The sequence below is a fragment of the Bacillus sp. 5w2 genome (genome assembly GCF_054353775.1).
This window is the reverse complement of the sequence record NZ_JBTIWT010000013.1, coordinates 109,203-125,273: the sequence shown is the minus strand read 5'-3', so window position 1 is coordinate 125,273 and position 16,071 is coordinate 109,203. Positions and strand designations below refer to the sequence as shown.

The window sequence follows — 16,071 nt, the reverse complement described above, 5'->3', positions numbered from 1 at the left end:
TATATGTATTTAAATGGAAATCAAGGTATAGATTTATGCCTTGATTTTTTTTTGTAATCTTTTTGTCATATTCAGATTACCGCATAAGTCTTGACAGTAATCGACATGCTCTTTAGAATTTTTAACAGTTGGTAAATATTTCTTCACTACATTACAGACAGAAAGGAATCGACAAATTATGAAAAAATACCTTGCCGGTCTTGCGGCAGTGTCTGTAGCAGGAGGAGCAGCACCTACACTTGATAGTGTTCAAGCTGCCCCTGAACAAAATACACAAAAAGCTGCTACAACTGTCCAAGCTTCCGCATCAAACAGCTCATCTTATACGGTAAACACTAGCGTATTACATGTTCGTGCAGGATCAAGTACTTCTCACGACATCATCTCGCGTGTTTATAACGGTCAATCACTAAACGTGATTGGCGAAGAAAATGGTTGGTTCAAAATTAACATTAATGGACAAACAGGATTTGTTAGTGGCGAATTTGTATCAAAAAATGGAGCAAGCAATTCTAATGTAAGTACAACAGGTGGAAACAATAAAGTTACTGCTGATGTATTACGTGTTCGTACAGCTCCTAACACTTCTAGTTCTGTTTCAGGACGTGTATATGAAGGACAAACTTTAAACGTAATTGGTCAAGAAAATGGTTGGGTGAAAATCAACCATAATGGACAAGTTGGCTATGTAAGTGGCGAATTCGTATCTGGTGTTTCTTCTAACGCAGGTTCTTCAAACAACAATACAAATAATAACAACCAAGAATCTGTAAAACCAGCAAGCGGAAACTATACAGTAAATGTATCTTCCCTTCGTGTTCGTACAGGCCCTAGCACTTCTCACACAACTGTAGGTTCTGTTACAAAAGGACAAGTAGTACAAGTTGTTGGCGAAGTTCAAGATTGGTTCAAAATCAATTATGCTGGACAAACAGCTTACGTAAGCAAAGACTACGTAACAAAAGGCGGTTCTAGCGACAATGTTACACAAGGTAACAACCAAGATAACAAACAAGAACAAAATAATAATGTAACCGTTCAAACTGGTGGTACTTACGTTGTTAACGCAACATCTCTACGCGTTCGTACAGGTCCTGCTGCTTACCATAGTGTAATTGGTGGCGTGTTAAATGGTACTACATTAAACGTAGTTGGATCTGAAAACGGTTGGTTTAAAGTAAACTATCAAGGAAAAACAGGCTTCGTTAGTAGCGAATTTGTTAAGTTCGTTAAAGGTGGCACTGCTACTCCTGAACAACCAAAGCAACCTGAGCAACCAAAACAACCTGATCAAGGTGCAATTGGTGACTACTATATTAACGCTTCTGCATTAAACGTACGTAGCGGCGAAGGTACAAATTATAGAATCATAGGCGCACTTCCACAAGGACAGAAGGTTCAAGTAATCTCTGAAAACTCTGGATGGAGCAAAATTAACTATAACGGTCAAACTGGTTACATCGGAACACGTTACCTTTCTAAAACACCAGTTGGTGGCGCAGTAGATAATAAGCCTAACAACAACCAAAATAACAATCAAAACAATCAAAACAATAATACAGGTAATACTAGTGGCGACAGTTCTTCCATACTTGCATATGCAAAAGGAATGCAAGGCGTACCGTACGTTTGGGGCGGAACTTCTGCTAACGGTGTGGACTGCAGTGGCTACATCTACCACGTATTTAAGAAATTTGGTCATAACATTAGCCGTCAAAGTGTTGCGGGATATTGGGGTAGCCTACCACAAACTTCAAATCCACAACCAGGTGACTTAATTTATTTCAAAGACACTTATAAAGCAGGTCCTTCTCATATGGGTATTTACCTTGGAGGCGGATCATTTATCCAAGCCGGAGATAAAGGTGTTGCAATCGCTTCATTAAGTAACTCTTATTGGAAGAGTCATTTCTTAGGATACACGAAAGCACCTTAATTAATAGTTTCAAAGCCTTCTAGATTACTAGAAGGCTTTTTTTAGTATATGTCACCTATATCCCCAAAAAAATAATGTATCTATTTCCCTATTTCATACACCATATTCCACAAAAACAACCCATAACGTTATCATAATGTATATATTTACATAAAAAACATAACCTATTTCATGTGTATTTATTTTATATGTGTTTTTTCAAAGAATTTTCTTTTTATTTAAACTTTTCGTTAGACGTTTGACCTCCGATGTCCATTATGATAAGTTACTTAAGATGTTATATTCGTAAACGTATAGATAACTGGTTTATACACTTTTTTTACTATGAGGAAGGAGCATACACTGCATGAATCTTTTATGGGGAATTGGCGGCGTGATTGGAGTATTAGCAATTGCTTTCTTACTATCTTCCAACCGCAAAGCTATTAATTGGCGCACAATTTTAATCGCGCTAGCATTACAAATGTCATTTTCATTTATCGTATTACGATGGGATGCCGGAAAAGCAGGTTTAAAACACGCTGCAGACGGCGTTCAAGGATTAATTAATTTTTCTTACGAGGGAATTAAGTTCGTTGCTGGGGATTTAGTCAACGCAAAAGGCCCTTGGGGATTTGTTTTCTTCATTCAAGCACTACTTCCAATCGTATTTATTAGTTCATTAGTAGCAATCTTATATCATTTCGGTATTATGCAGAAGTTTGTTAGTGTCGTTGGTGGCGCATTAAGTAAACTTCTTGGAACTTCTAAAGCTGAAAGTTTAAACTCAGTAACAACTGTATTTTTAGGACAAACTGAAGCTCCAATCTTAATCAAACCTTACTTAGCACGTTTAACAAATAGTGAATTCTTCACTATTATGGTAAGCGGTATGACAGCTGTTGCCGGATCAGTTCTTGTCGGCTATGCAGCAATGGGTATTCCGTTAGAACACTTATTAGCAGCAGCAATTATGGCAGCTCCATCAAGTTTATTAATCGCGAAACTAATTATGCCAGAAACAGAAAAAGTAGATAATAACGTTGAACTTTCTACAGAACGTGAAGATGCAAACGTTATTGACGCAGCGGCACGTGGTGCATCTGAAGGTATGCAACTTGTTATTAACGTAGCAGCAATGTTAATGGCTTTCATCGCATTAATCGCTTTATTAAATGGCTTATTAGGATGGGTTGGTTCTTGGTTCGATATTAAACTGAGCCTTGATTTAATCTTCGGTTACTTACTATCACCATTTGCAATCTTAATTGGGGTTTCTCCAGGTGAAGCGATACAAGCAGCAAGCTTTATCGGTCAAAAACTTGCAATCAACGAATTCGTTGCATACGCAAACTTAGGACCACACATGGCAGAGTTCTCTGACAAAACAAATCTAATTTTAACATTCGCAATCTGTGGATTCGCAAACTTCTCTTCTATCGCAATTCAATTAGGTGTAACAGGAACGCTAGCTCCTACTCGCCGTAAACAAATTGCACAATTAGGGATTAAAGCAGTTATCGCTGGTACATTAGCGAACTTCTTAAATGCAGCAGTTGCAGGTATGATGTTCCTATAAAATGATGTAAAGTCTCCTCTTTCTAAAGAGGGGACTTTTTATTATTATGTTTACTTTTTTGTATATATTAAATACTTTATGCCGAAATATAAGAACATTATGATACAATAATTAGTAAGTCTGTTTATTTTTTCTTACCAAAGAGGGATACTACTTATTGTTGCTCTCTCAAAAAGAATCTAGTCATCCGGTCTATTTCTTAATAATTGCGCATACTACAAGTATCCTTGCATGAATTATCTTTAAGGAGGAAAGTTTTGTGAAAGATAACTTCTATAAAGTCCTCTCTATGTGGGTTTTACAAATTTTATTTTATTTTACAACTGTACATGTAACGCAATATGAGCATGCTCTCATTTTTACAATTATATATGTAATGGTTAATGTACTATTTCTATTTTTGCCTGATAAGACTGCATTTGTTCTCTTCATATTAGGAACTATTGTTTCGGTGTTCTACCTATTCTACCAAGCATGGCTTTACTTATGGAGCACATCAGAACAATGGCAATACATTATTACTCACTTCCTAATGGCAGCAAACTTCTTCATCGTATATATCTCAACTCATTTATTAAAGAAGGTTATTCATGAAAATAAAGAATTAATCGAACGTGTGAGAACGTTAGAACAATACATTGGAGAATCAAAATTATTAACAAGACAAGAATTCGAAAGACGACAAGCATTATTAATAAATGCAATGAATCGTCGTAATGAAACAGGCGTTATAATTTATTTTGACTTCACTTCCTTTAGTAAATATACGAAGGAAAGTGTTATGGACCGTGTAGCTTCATTATTAGTTGAAACGGTAAGAGCTGACTTTGATCTTGTTGCTGAATATGATAACAACACATTAGTCATTTTATTACAAAATACAAATGAAGCTGGTGCCGATATTGTAATGAACCGTCTACAGCCCAAAATGGAAAAATGGCTTGCAGCTGAGGCAATTCAAGACATTAAGATTCAACGAGAACAAATCGCTACAAAAGGACCGACAGTATTATGATGACACTCGTTATACTTCTTTTATTCCTCCTGTTTTGCGTACTCGTTTTTTGGATCAGTATCACATTTTCAATTAAATATGTACTTATTTTTACAGCCTTTCTGTTCTCTGGCTTACTCGTCTACTATTCTTTCTTAACACTCGCAGGTTTAGTTCACCGAAATAGGAAACGAAAAGATCGTACGCTAGAACATTATCCAAGCGTCGACATTTTAATACCTGCCCACAATGAAGGCGTCGTTATTAAAGATACTTTGGAAGCGATGGCGAAGATTGAATATCCAGGTAAACTAACCGTTTATTTATTAAACGATAACTCTCAAGATGAGACACCTGAAATTGGTGACGATTTTGACAAAGCTTATGCTCATATTCGTCACATTCGTGTTCCGGCGGGTGAACCAAAAGGAAAATCGCGTGTACTAAACTATGGTCTGAGTATTTCAGATGGTGAATACTTCTGTGTGTATGATGCAGATAATCAGCCTGAACCAGATGCACTGCGAATGCTTGTAGAACACGCTGAAACAACTGAGGATGCTGTTGGAGCTGTTGGTCACGTTCGTACTGTAAATGAAAACAGAAACTGGCTAACACGAATGATTTCCTTAGAATTTCAAATCTTCCAGCTCCTTATGCAATCCGGACGCTGGTTATTATTCCAAACAGGTTCACTGACAGGAACAAACATGCTTCTTCGTCGCTCTGCATTAGAAGAACTTGGCGGCTATGACCCTTATGCAATTGCAGAAGACGCTGAATTAACATTAAGAATTACACAAAAAGGCTATCTCTTACCAATCGTTCCAGAATCTATTACATGGGAACAAGAACCGGAGCATTTAAAAATCCTTATTAAGCAGCGTACACGCTGGCTCCAAGGAAACTTGTACATTTTAGAAAAAATGTTTTCTTCATTAAGTTTCTTTAAAGGAAAGCTTCTCGTCCATTCCTTACAACAAGTTTTAGTGTATGTTGTATTTTGGCTATTCTTAATCATTTCAAACGTTTGGTTCGTAATTGGGTTACTCGGTATATTCCAAATTCAATATAGCATTCCGCTACTATTTATGTGGTATGTCGCATATATTACATATGTTTCTCAATTATTTAGTGCCCAGAGTGTGGAACGAACCTTTACACCAACTAATATTTTTATTAGTGTTATCATGTACTTTACGTACGCACAGCTCTTTACGTACTTATTCATTCGTAGCTTAATTTTATACTTACGTGCAAAGAGCCAGAAACAAGTCATTGGCTGGGATAAAACAGTTCGATTCAAAAAAGAAAAGTAAAACTTTAATCAGTGGGGGTTCTCCCACTGATTTTTATTTACAAAATAAAAATCAGCACAGAGCGCCGTAAGCTCTGTGCTGATTTATTGCCGTATAAATTATATATCAGACAATACCCCTTAGCTGAAAGTAATTTCACGTCCATCCCCCAACGAACGATCGACCTTCATTTATATACGAAAAAGTGATTGCTATTTTTGTAGAACCAATTGCTTCTCTTGCTGTTCTTTGCGCGTTTCAGTCTTAGGTTCCGTGCTTTCTTGGACACTACGATGTGCCACACGTTTCAAACAAATATGCTTCCACTTTCTTTCGTAACGTTTCATTATTCTTGATGTCCCCCTTGAATGCGCTTTAAAACTATTTGAAATCGCTTACAGGAAATAATATAGCACATATACATAAACGTGACAACACATTTCCGACAATTTTTTGTCAAAAATATGAATAGAATTTGTAGAATATCGAATATTGTCGAAATACATCGTTTTTTCTTCATATAAAAGGCATACTACTTATATAGTTAAGTATTTTATTTCCCTTACTTGCAGTTCAAATCCCTTCTATATAAAAAAGAGCTGATATGAAATCAGCTCTTTTCCTTCTATTATTTATGATGCTTCATACGTCCTTCTTTTTGTAACTCTTTAAACAATGCTGCCATCATAAAGAAAATAACGAAGACGAATGGGAATGCCGCAATGATAGCTGCCGTTTGCAATGCTTCTAATCCGCCGATATATAATAAGGTAGAAGCTATCGCGGCTAGAACGATACCCCAAATCATTTTAATACGATTTGGTGGATTTAAACTACCATGTGTCGTTAACATCCCTAAAACAAATGTTGCAGAATCTGCAGATGTAATAAAGAATGTTGCAATAAGTAAAATACCTAAAACCGATAAAGCTGATCCAAAGCTGCCCATCTGATCGAACATAGCAAATAATCCTACTTCTGTTCCCATTTCTTTCACTTTGTCGAAAATATGCGCATTACCAAACAGCTCCATATGAATACCTGTCCCGCCGAAAACGGAGAACCAAAGTGCACCAATTACGGTTGGTACGAGTAACACACCAATAACAAACTCACGAATCGTACGCCCTCGTGAAACACGCGCAATAAATGTACCTACGAATGGTGACCATGCAATCCACCATGCCCAATAGAAAATGGTCCATGATTGAATCCATTGATTTCCGCCTTCATCTAATGGACTTAAACGGAAACTCATACTTGGTAATTCCTGAATATAAGAACCAATCGTTGAAGTGAAGTAATTCATAATAAAGTTTGTTGGACCTGCAAATAATACAATTATCATAAGTGCAAATGCCAAAATAATGTTCGTATTACTTAAATATTTTATTCCTTTATCAAGACCTGTCTGCGCAGATAACATGAAAAGAACGGTTACGATTGCAATAATAACTAACTGTGTCGTTAATGAATTCGGGATAGATGTTAAATAACTAACACCACCTGCAATTTGTTTCGCACCAAGACCTAATGATGTCGCAACGCCAAACACCGTCGCGAAAACAGCTAACACATCAAATGAACGAGCAATACGCCCATGTTCCCCGCCTTTAAACAACGGACCTACTGTCGCACTGATTGTACTTGCTTTTCCTTTTCTAAAAGTAAAGTAAGCAATACATAACGCTACAAACGCATATAGTCCCCAAGGATGTAATCCCCAATGGAAAAATGAAAAACGTAGTGCAAGTCGCGCACTTTCCTCAGTTGCACCTTCTCCAAACGGAGGTGCGTACAAATGGTTTAATGGTTCGGCAACACCCCAAAAGACTAAGCCGATACCCATACCAGCGCTAAATAGCATAGCAAACCATGTCATATAACTATAATCAGGTTCGTCATCATCTTTACCTAAACGAATAGAACCGTATTTCGAAACAATTAAAAAGATAGACACACCTAAAATAATAGAAACAGAAATAATATAGAACCATCCAAACTTACTAACCAACGCAGTTTGAATTGCGGTTGTTACATTTCCTAAGCTACCTTTTCCAATAATAGATTCGGGAATAATCCCCCAAATTGTGAATGCAATACATAATGTTAATGAGATAATAAATGTTTTCGTTAGTTTCCTCATCAAATCCCCCTTCGTAGGTTTACTTTTATAAATAACATAAATTCCGATATGTAAAATCGGATAGAAAACTATGATTTTTACGGTGATTTTCTTACTTTCACCTTCACCAATTTGAATTCTTATGGACAGCCTTACCTTCCGTATAACCTTTTCACTCTGCAAGAGCTACAAGATCGAAATACTGCTGTCAAATTATGCGAGAAAAATGCGGATGGGAATGTGTTTTCCCAAAAAAGGATGTGTTACAGATATAAAAAAGGGCAAATTTCTTCCTTACAACCCTTTCTTTTTGTAACAATTATGCGGTTTTTTTGCTAGTATATAGCACGTGTTTATAGTTTCACAAACAAAATGTTTATGTTTATATAACTATATTACCCATAAAACGGTAAAATACTCAAGGAATGTAACTGTATAGTAATCATCATGTAACACTCCTGTAATATTTTTATTTACGCCGAAAAAAATATGTTGTATTAAATATTTTGAATATAAGTAGAAACCTACTAATCACATAGAATGAAAAACGCTTTCCTATATTTTTTGTTATATTACAGGATGTTAACGACTGATTACGAATGGTTTGTAATTGTGTGTTTTCCCGAAATCCGAAAAAATCTGTTGCTATAATGAGGACACGAAAACAAACGCAATGGAGGCTATCATGAAAAAATTAATTGGAATAGCAACAGCAGCAGTTTTTGGTCTTGGGATTTTCACATCTTCTGCTAATGCAGAAACTGTTGTAACAACAGACGTACTAAATGTGCGCGAAAACCCTACTACTGAATCAAAAGTTGTCGGTAAATTACTAAACGGTAATAAAATAGATGTTCAAAATACAGAGAACGGATGGTCAAAAATCACTTTAGATGGTAAAGACACATTCGTAAGTGCAGAGTTCACAAAAAGCATCTACTACGTAACAGCTAACGTATTAAACGTACGTGCTGAAGCGAACACAAACTCAGAAATTCTTGGAACGTTAAAGAAAGACGATATGATCGAAACAACGAACCAAGTACAAAATGAGTGGTTACAATTTGAATATAACGGGAAAACAGCTTATGTTCACGTTCCTTTCTTAACAGGTACAGCGCCTGTTATTGAGAAACAAGAACAACCTGCTCCTGCTAAAACTGTAGCACCAGCTAAAGCACCTGCAGCACAAGCAAAACCAGCTGCTAAGCCTGCTGTGAAAGCTGCTGAAACTAGCGAACCTTCTAATGGTCGTGAGTTAACAGTTGTAGCTACAGCATATACAGCTCATCCGAGCGAAAACGGTGGCACATATGGCGGCCGTGTATTAACTGCAATGGGTCATGACTTAACAGCGAACCCAAACATGAAAATGATCGCTGTTGACCCGAAAGTAATCCCATTAGGATCTAAAGTATGGGTAGAAGGTTACGGAGAAGCTATCGCTGGAGATACTGGCGGTGCAATTAAAGGTAACCGTATCGACATTCTACTTGGATCAGATAGTGCTGCTCAAAAATGGGGTCGCAAAACTGTTAAAGTGAAAATTTTAAAATAACCAATGACTGCTAAAGCCAGTTCTCTTTATTGAGAGCTGGCTTTTATTTTTTTATAATAGCTATAAGGAGGTTATGTCCATGAATGTACAAGCAAAAGTAGATTGGATCGGTACACCAAAACCGTATATATATAAGGATGAAGTAACATACGACGCTACTTCCATTGATTTTTCACTCACTGGCGATGACAATCGATATAAATTAATTGTACTCAGCTCTGAAGAAAATACTCATTACAAAATTGTCCAATATGGAATCAAACCTGGCTCACAAAAGCCATTTCCTATCGACATTTCATTCGAACAAAACATGTTGCCAATGATCGAACAAATATTACGTGATCCATATGTACAAGCAATATTAAAGGAAACGCGCTTCTAATCGAAAAAAACTATCTCAATTATAGAGATAGTTTTTTTATTAGCAAGTCAAACCATATACTTGCCCTAATTTCAACATATTATTTACAACATCTTTCCATTCATAGTTACAATATGATAATCCAAATTTCATTTTTTCTGTTTTGAGCATTTTTTGTTTATAATGGTAAAGGAAAGAAATATGTGTACGGAGGAATATTATGCTGCAACACTCAATTACGAAAGATGAAATTATGATGATTGCGAATGAGTTCGTTCAAGGACTAGATCCACAGCAAACAGCTGATCAGGAACATGTCGCTACAGCTCGGCACCTATATCGTAGTGGTGTTGTCTACAACGTTGACTTTGATGGTTATACACTATCAGGAACTGTAGATGCTGAAGGCAGCGTATATAGCGTCCATATCCCGATTCGTAACGTCGCTGAAAGCTATTGCGATTGCTTCGCACCAACGCAATGTGAGCATATGCTCGCTGTGTTACTATCTGCAGCATCTAGTTTCGGGCAAGTAGGAGATGTATTAACTTTATTTAAAAATAATACGAAACCTTCTCTTCCTCCTATTCGAACTGCAAGACAAGTATTGCAATCATCATCTTTTGAAGAAACGGATTATAAAAGTTGGCAATCGTATTTTGACAACGAATATGAATCATTTAAAAAAGAACAAGCTCGGCTTACTTATAAACAAATGTATTTTCTTATGAGTATTTTTACAGACTTCTATACAAAACTCGAGCGGAAAGCTCCACGTATCGTTGCGATACATGAGCTGTTCAGGCTACATGCAGCGCTTTATTGCTTTCAAAAATTATTAGAAGAAATTCAGAACTTTGAAGCAAATAAAACGTATTCTTATCACCAGCCTGTTAATGTCGTTCGCCTATTTGTAGATAAAGTGGAATCCATCGTTCGGGACTTACAATCAGAAGCGATTCCTTCAGAGTCTGAATCAATTTTGCAAGAAACAGCTCGTCTCGTTCACGAAGTATTCTTCTCCACTGACGCTTATACGCAAGAGAGATATTTTATTTATCGTCACATATGGAGTGAACTCTTACACAATAAAGAGCAGCTGCAAGAAGAAGAAAAACGAATCGATACGAAAATCAATCCACTTTCCAAAGCATTAGCATCTTCTCATCTACTCTTTTTAAATGACGAAGACCTATTAGCAATGGATTTACTAAAAAAACAGCCTGCTTCTGTTGTAAGTCTGTACTTCTATTGGTTAGAAGAGCTATTAAATACAATGAAGTGGGATCGTGCGAAAAACTGGCTTTCCTTTACGTATAAACAAGTGAAGAAAACGATACATGAGCACGAAAATACGATTTTCATAAAAGATATCGTTCGCTTATTTGTCATCATGTATGAAACGTATGCAACCCATACAAATGAACAAGCTGGACTCGAAATGATTTTGCAAGAGCTATTACCATATAGTTTCGCAAACTATGAGCAATACGTACTCGCGAAAAAGCAATATCGTACATGGGCAGAACTTCAGCTCTTACATGGATTTGAAGCAATTGAGCTGTTGAAAGAGCCGCTGAAAGATATTGAAAAGGAAGCACCAGAAGCAGCACTTCCTCTGTATCATCTTGCTGCCGTAGAGGCCATTGAAGAACGAAATCGCAAATCATATAGACGTGCAGTTCGTTACTTAAAGAAATTACGTACATTATATAAACGATTAAAGCGTACCGATGAATGGGATGCTTTCATTATTCACATCGCAAACTTACATTCACGTCTACGTGCACTACAAGAGGAATTACGGAAAGGAAAATTAATCGATGATCAATCAAACTGAAGTAACAATTAGGCTCCAGCACGTTAGTCAAGGTTGGTTCCTTTGGGGAGAAGATGACAGCGGTACTCCATTATCCGTAACAAGTTGGAAACGAAATGCGTTTACATGGCACTCTACTTCTTTCTACGGCACGTTTCTAAAAGAAGCAACCTTTGAAGGAAAACAAGGTGTTATGCTAACAAATGCACAAGCATTTGAATACATCGCTAATAAACCAATGAACTCCTTTTCCCATATTCAAATGAACGGCCCTATTACAGCACTTACGAAAGATGCGAACGAATTATGGGATGCCTTCGTCAGCGGTAGCTTCGTACCTGATATGGAGCGTTGGTCTCAGCAACCATCTTGGAAAGTACAACATACACCAATTGAAGATGACACATTAGCATCTCTTTTCTCGTCAGCGGTAAATGAAAGCATATTACAAGATAACCGTTCAAACGACGGATGGGAAGATGCAAAGAGACTTTATGAACATTACGACTTTACGAAAAGACAATTGGATGCATCACTACATGAAGAAGATTGGCTTAGAAAAATTGGTTACATTGAAGATGACCTTCCCTTTACAATCGGACTACGACTACAAGAGCCGCAAGAAGAATTTGAAATGTGGAAGCTTGAGACAGTTGTTACACCAAAGCGCGGAGCACATCGCATATATGTGTATGAAAGTATCGATTCTTTACCAAAACGATGGCACGATTATGAAGAGCGTATTCTTGAAACACAAGAAGGCTTCAGTAAACTCGTACCGTGGTTAAAAGAAGATGATACGTTCCGAAGTGAACTCTTTGAAACAGAAGCGTGGAACTTCTTAACAGAAGCAAGTAACGAATTACTCGCTGCAGGTATTACGATTTTACTACCATCATGGTGGCAAAATTTAAAAGCAACAAAACCAAAATTACGTGTACAACTGAAGCAAAATGCCACCCAAACGCAATCTTTCTTCGGCATGAATACGCTTGTTAATTTTGACTGGCGTATTTCAACGAACGGCATTGATTTATCAGAAAGCGAATTTTTCGAACTCGTTGAACAAAACAAACGGTTATTCAATATAAATGGTCAATGGATGAGACTGGATCCAGCCTTTATTGAAGAAGTACGAAAACTAATGAACCGTGCTGATAAGTATGGACTAGAAATGAAAGATGTCCTTCAGCAACATTTATCAAACACTGCTGAAACAGAAGTTGTAGAAGAGGATAGTCCATTTACCGATATTGAAATCGAACTAGATGGATATTATGAAGAGCTATTCCAAAAACTATTACACATTGGAGATATTCCAAAAGTAGATGTCCCTTCTTCACTAAACGCAACACTCCGTCCATATCAACAACATGGCATTGAGTGGTTATTATATTTAAGAAAGCTTGGATTCGGAGCATTATTAGCTGACGACATGGGACTTGGAAAAAGCATTCAAACGATCACTTACTTACTATATATAAAAGAGAACAAGCTCAAAACAGGCCCTGCTTTAATCGTGGCACCGACATCCGTTCTTGGAAATTGGCAAAAAGAATTTGAGCGTTTCGCACCAAATTTACGTGTTCAATTACATTATGGAAGTAACCGAGCGAAAGGCGAATCATTTAAAGACTTCCTTCAATCAGCAGATATTGTATTAACATCTTATGCATTAGCTCAGCTTGATGAAGAAGAACTTAGTACGTTATGCTGGGATGCTGTTATTTTGGATGAAGCACAAAATATTAAAAACCCACATACGAAACAGTCAAAAGCAGTACGAAACTTGCAAGCTAATCACAAAATCGCTTTAACCGGGACACCGATGGAAAACCGACTTGCCGAGCTTTGGTCTATTTTCGACTTCATTAATCATGGATACCTCGGTAGCTTAGGACAATTCCAGCGCCGCTTCGTCTCACCGATCGAAAAGGACCGTGACGAAGGAAAAATCCAACAAGTTCAACGTTTTATCTCACCATTTTTACTGCGCCGAACGAAGAAAGATCAAACAGTCGCATTAAACTTACCAGATAAACAAGAACAGAAAGCTTACTGTCCACTTACTGGTGAACAAGCTTCCTTATATGAACAACTTGTTCAAGATACGTTGCAAAATGTAGAAGGATTAAGCGGGATTGAGCGCCGCGGATTTATATTACTCATGCTGAACAAGCTCAAACAAATTTGTAACCATCCCGCTCTTTATTTAAAAGAAACAGAACCAAAAGACATCATCGAACGTTCCATGAAAACGAGCACGCTAATGGAACTCATTGAAAATATAAAAGACCAAAATGAAAGTTGCTTAATCTTTACACAATACATTGGCATGGGGAACATGCTGAAACATGCGCTAGAAGAAAAATTCGGTCAGCGCGTCCTCTTCTTAAACGGTAGTGTACCGAAGAAAGAAAGGGACAAAATGATCGAGCAGTTCCAAAACGGAACGTATGACATTTTCATCTTATCATTAAAAGCAGGTGGAACTGGCTTAAACTTAACTGCTGCCAACCATGTCATTCACTACGACCGTTGGTGGAATCCAGCTGTAGAAAACCAAGCAACAGACCGTGCATATCGTATTGGTCAAAAACGCTTCGTTCACGTTCATAAGCTCATTACAACGGGGACACTCGAAGAGAAAATTGATGAAATGTTAGAGAGAAAACAATCACTAAACAACGCTGTCATTACAAGCGATAGTTGGATGACCGAATTATCTACAGATGAGTTAAAAGAACTACTTGGTGTATAAACAAAAGGAGCTAATCTCAAAAGATTAGCTCCTTTTTCTATTCCAAAACCAATTACTTATTATAATCCCTGTTAATCCGCCGCACGTATCCAGCAATGAATCTTGCCACATCGGTGTACGATCTCCCGTAAACCATTGATGAATTTCATCAAATGTTGCATATCCCGCAACGAAAAGGAGAGCGTATATGAAGCATCGCTTTCTCGAATAACCCGATCGATGAAAAGCGTAATACGTCAATGAACCGAGCATAAAGAACACCATAAAATGAGCACCTTTACGAAGGAAAAACTCAACAAATCCGCCTACACCTTTATTTGCAATGCTCACAGGTGTACCACCGCCATAATCGATAGATACCCACGAGAAATGCTCTTTCACAAACTCAACATTTACATATTGTTCAATATCCGAACGCATATCCTGCTTTTTATATGGTTGTGCCGAGGAATAGAAAATCAACCCCATCCATAGTAAAACAGGAATCCAAAATAACCATTTACGATTCATTCTTCCGAAACCCCTCTCTTAGTCTTTTAAGCGTACCAAAAAAAAGAATAAATTTCACGCCAAAACATGACATTTGCACCCTATTTATAAAGTGAAAGGGGGTGATAAACATGGCAGTCGAAACAATCGTAATGGACTTAACTTTACGTCTTGTCTTAAACAATGGATTAGATAAGAACGGAAAAACTGTTTTCAAGAACAAACAATTTAAGCGTGTGAAAACAAATGCAAACTTAGAGCAAGTACAAAACGTAGCACGTGCTCTTGCTTCCTTACAAGCATCACCACTTCACGCTGTACAACTTGTTAGCACATCAGATCTTTCTAGTCTATAAGATGAAACTTTAATCAGCGGGGTGCCGATTATTAGTCAACACCAATCGCGCTGCCCGCATATAGCGGGATAAATAAAAAGGAGGAAATAACTCATGCAAGTACTAGAATTAATTTTTGCGAAAGAAGATGGAAAAACAGTTGTCTTTTCTATCGAGAAACCCATCACACCTATCGATGCACTAGTTGTAAATCAAGTAATGGATACCATCCTTGCCTCATCTGTATTTTCATCAATGAATGAAAATACTCGAAAAAAAGGAGCCCGTCTCGTAGAAAGGAATGTATCTGAAGTTCCCATTACTCTATAAATGAAAAAGACGAATCTGCATCATTTTGCAGATTCGTCTTTTTTCTTCGGCATTTCAATTGGAATAAAGATTTTTGAAAAACCGACGCATACATATTTATAGTGTTCTCCACCTATATCAAACTCGGTCGTATATGCTGAGAAGAAAATATAATCATTTCGCTTTGTATAATTCTCGATTAATAATCCAACTTGTGGCTCAACATATTTTTTCGCCAACTTCTTACCAGCCGATGCTAAATCGCCAAGGAGACCCTCTTCATTTTCTTTTTGAACTTCGTCTAGCTTCTTACTTACATCATTACGTTTCATAAACTGCTTCGCTGCCCAGTCCGTATATTCTCCTTTACTCGGGTTACTATTTGCTAAATATACTAGAAGAACAACAACTAGAGCCATAATAATATACCTTTTCTTCATACTATCTCACCGCCTACTCTTTTCTATTTTCATATATATGTACAAGCGATGCAAATTAGAAAGACTATCATCTATTGATTGTAAACGA

General features: G+C 37.1%; 14 protein-coding genes. 10 read left to right on the top strand and 4 right to left on the bottom strand.

Annotated elements, in window-relative coordinates; genetic code table 11:
* The first annotated feature begins 178 nt into the window (after positions 1-178).
* The 4 genes from ACXY7N_RS20440 (at position 179) to ACXY7N_RS20425 (ending at position 5,807) form a co-directional block, all read left to right on the top strand.
* Positions 179-1,936 (top strand): C40 family peptidase, encoded by a 1,758-nt coding sequence (locus ACXY7N_RS20440; protein WP_098986296.1) that lies wholly within the window; start codon positions 179-181, stop codon positions 1,934-1,936.
* A 346-nt stretch (positions 1,937-2,282) separates the two neighbouring features.
* A complete protein-coding gene (locus ACXY7N_RS20435) occupies positions 2,283-3,494 on the top strand; it encodes a NupC/NupG family nucleoside CNT transporter (protein ID WP_016085536.1) in 1,212 nt (403 codons plus the stop codon).
* A 259-nt stretch (positions 3,495-3,753) separates the two neighbouring features.
* The gene (locus ACXY7N_RS20430; RefSeq protein WP_488592587.1) at positions 3,754-4,509 is read left to right on the top strand and encodes a GGDEF domain-containing protein; all 756 of its coding nucleotides are present in this window, start codon (positions 3,754-3,756) and stop codon (positions 4,507-4,509) included.
* A complete protein-coding gene (locus ACXY7N_RS20425) occupies positions 4,506-5,807 on the top strand; it encodes a glycosyltransferase family 2 protein (protein ID WP_488592586.1) in 1,302 nt (433 codons plus the stop codon). The genes ACXY7N_RS20430 and ACXY7N_RS20425 overlap by 4 nt, the downstream gene beginning before the upstream one ends.
* Positions 5,808-5,998: 191 nt before the next feature.
* Here ACXY7N_RS20425 and ACXY7N_RS20420 read toward each other — a convergent pair whose 3' ends face one another.
* Both ACXY7N_RS20420 and opuD read right to left on the bottom strand, forming a co-directional pair.
* Entirely contained in the window at positions 5,999-6,133 is a 135-nt protein-coding gene (locus tag ACXY7N_RS20420) for a hypothetical protein (RefSeq protein WP_000833067.1), read from the bottom strand.
* A gap of 281 nt (positions 6,134-6,414) precedes the next feature.
* Positions 6,415-7,932, bottom strand: a complete 1,518-nt coding sequence (opuD, locus tag ACXY7N_RS20415) for a glycine betaine transporter OpuD (protein ID WP_016085533.1) — start codon at positions 7,930-7,932, stop codon at positions 6,415-6,417.
* Positions 7,933-8,596: 664 nt separating this feature from the next.
* Between opuD and ACXY7N_RS20410 the strand changes: the two genes are divergently transcribed.
* From ACXY7N_RS20410 to ACXY7N_RS20395, 4 genes are all read left to right on the top strand, one after another.
* Positions 8,597-9,469 carry a cell wall-binding protein EntA gene (locus tag ACXY7N_RS20410; RefSeq protein ID WP_016085532.1) on the top strand — a complete coding sequence of 291 codons (873 nt, stop codon included), beginning with the start codon at positions 8,597-8,599 and terminating at the stop codon, positions 9,467-9,469.
* A 79-nt stretch (positions 9,470-9,548) separates the two neighbouring features.
* Entirely contained in the window at positions 9,549-9,851 is a 303-nt protein-coding gene (locus ACXY7N_RS20405) for a DUF3910 family protein (RefSeq protein WP_016085531.1), read from the top strand.
* A 199-nt stretch (positions 9,852-10,050) separates the two neighbouring features.
* On the top strand, positions 10,051-11,670 hold the full coding sequence (locus ACXY7N_RS20400; protein WP_367888338.1) for an SWIM zinc finger family protein: 1,620 nt from the start codon (positions 10,051-10,053) through the stop codon (positions 11,668-11,670).
* Complete coding sequence (locus ACXY7N_RS20395; protein WP_016136053.1) at positions 11,654-14,410, top strand: DEAD/DEAH box helicase; 2,757 nt, start codon at positions 11,654-11,656, stop codon at positions 14,408-14,410. The genes ACXY7N_RS20400 and ACXY7N_RS20395 overlap by 17 nt, the downstream gene beginning before the upstream one ends.
* 24 nt (positions 14,411-14,434) lie before the next feature.
* Here the strand turns inward: ACXY7N_RS20395 and ACXY7N_RS20390 are convergent, their stop codons facing one another.
* Positions 14,435-14,920, bottom strand: a complete 486-nt coding sequence (locus tag ACXY7N_RS20390; protein ID WP_016136054.1) for a VanZ family protein — start codon at positions 14,918-14,920, stop codon at positions 14,435-14,437.
* Positions 14,921-15,030: 110 nt separating this feature from the next.
* On the opposite strand from ACXY7N_RS20390, the gene ACXY7N_RS20385 reads away from it, so the two are divergent.
* Both ACXY7N_RS20385 and ACXY7N_RS20380 read left to right on the top strand, forming a co-directional pair.
* Positions 15,031-15,255, top strand: coding sequence for a DUF1659 domain-containing protein (locus ACXY7N_RS20385; RefSeq protein ID WP_000257706.1), 225 nt, complete (start codon positions 15,031-15,033; stop codon positions 15,253-15,255).
* A gap of 93 nt (positions 15,256-15,348) precedes the next feature.
* The gene (locus ACXY7N_RS20380; protein ID WP_016085528.1) at positions 15,349-15,564 is read left to right on the top strand and encodes a DUF2922 domain-containing protein; all 216 of its coding nucleotides are present in this window, start codon (positions 15,349-15,351) and stop codon (positions 15,562-15,564) included.
* A 20-nt stretch (positions 15,565-15,584) separates the two neighbouring features.
* On the opposite strand, the gene ACXY7N_RS20375 is transcribed toward ACXY7N_RS20380, so the two are convergent.
* Positions 15,585-15,983, bottom strand: a complete 399-nt coding sequence (locus ACXY7N_RS20375) for a DUF4359 domain-containing protein (protein WP_488592585.1) — start codon at positions 15,981-15,983, stop codon at positions 15,585-15,587.
* Positions 15,984-16,071: the final 88 nt, after the last annotated feature.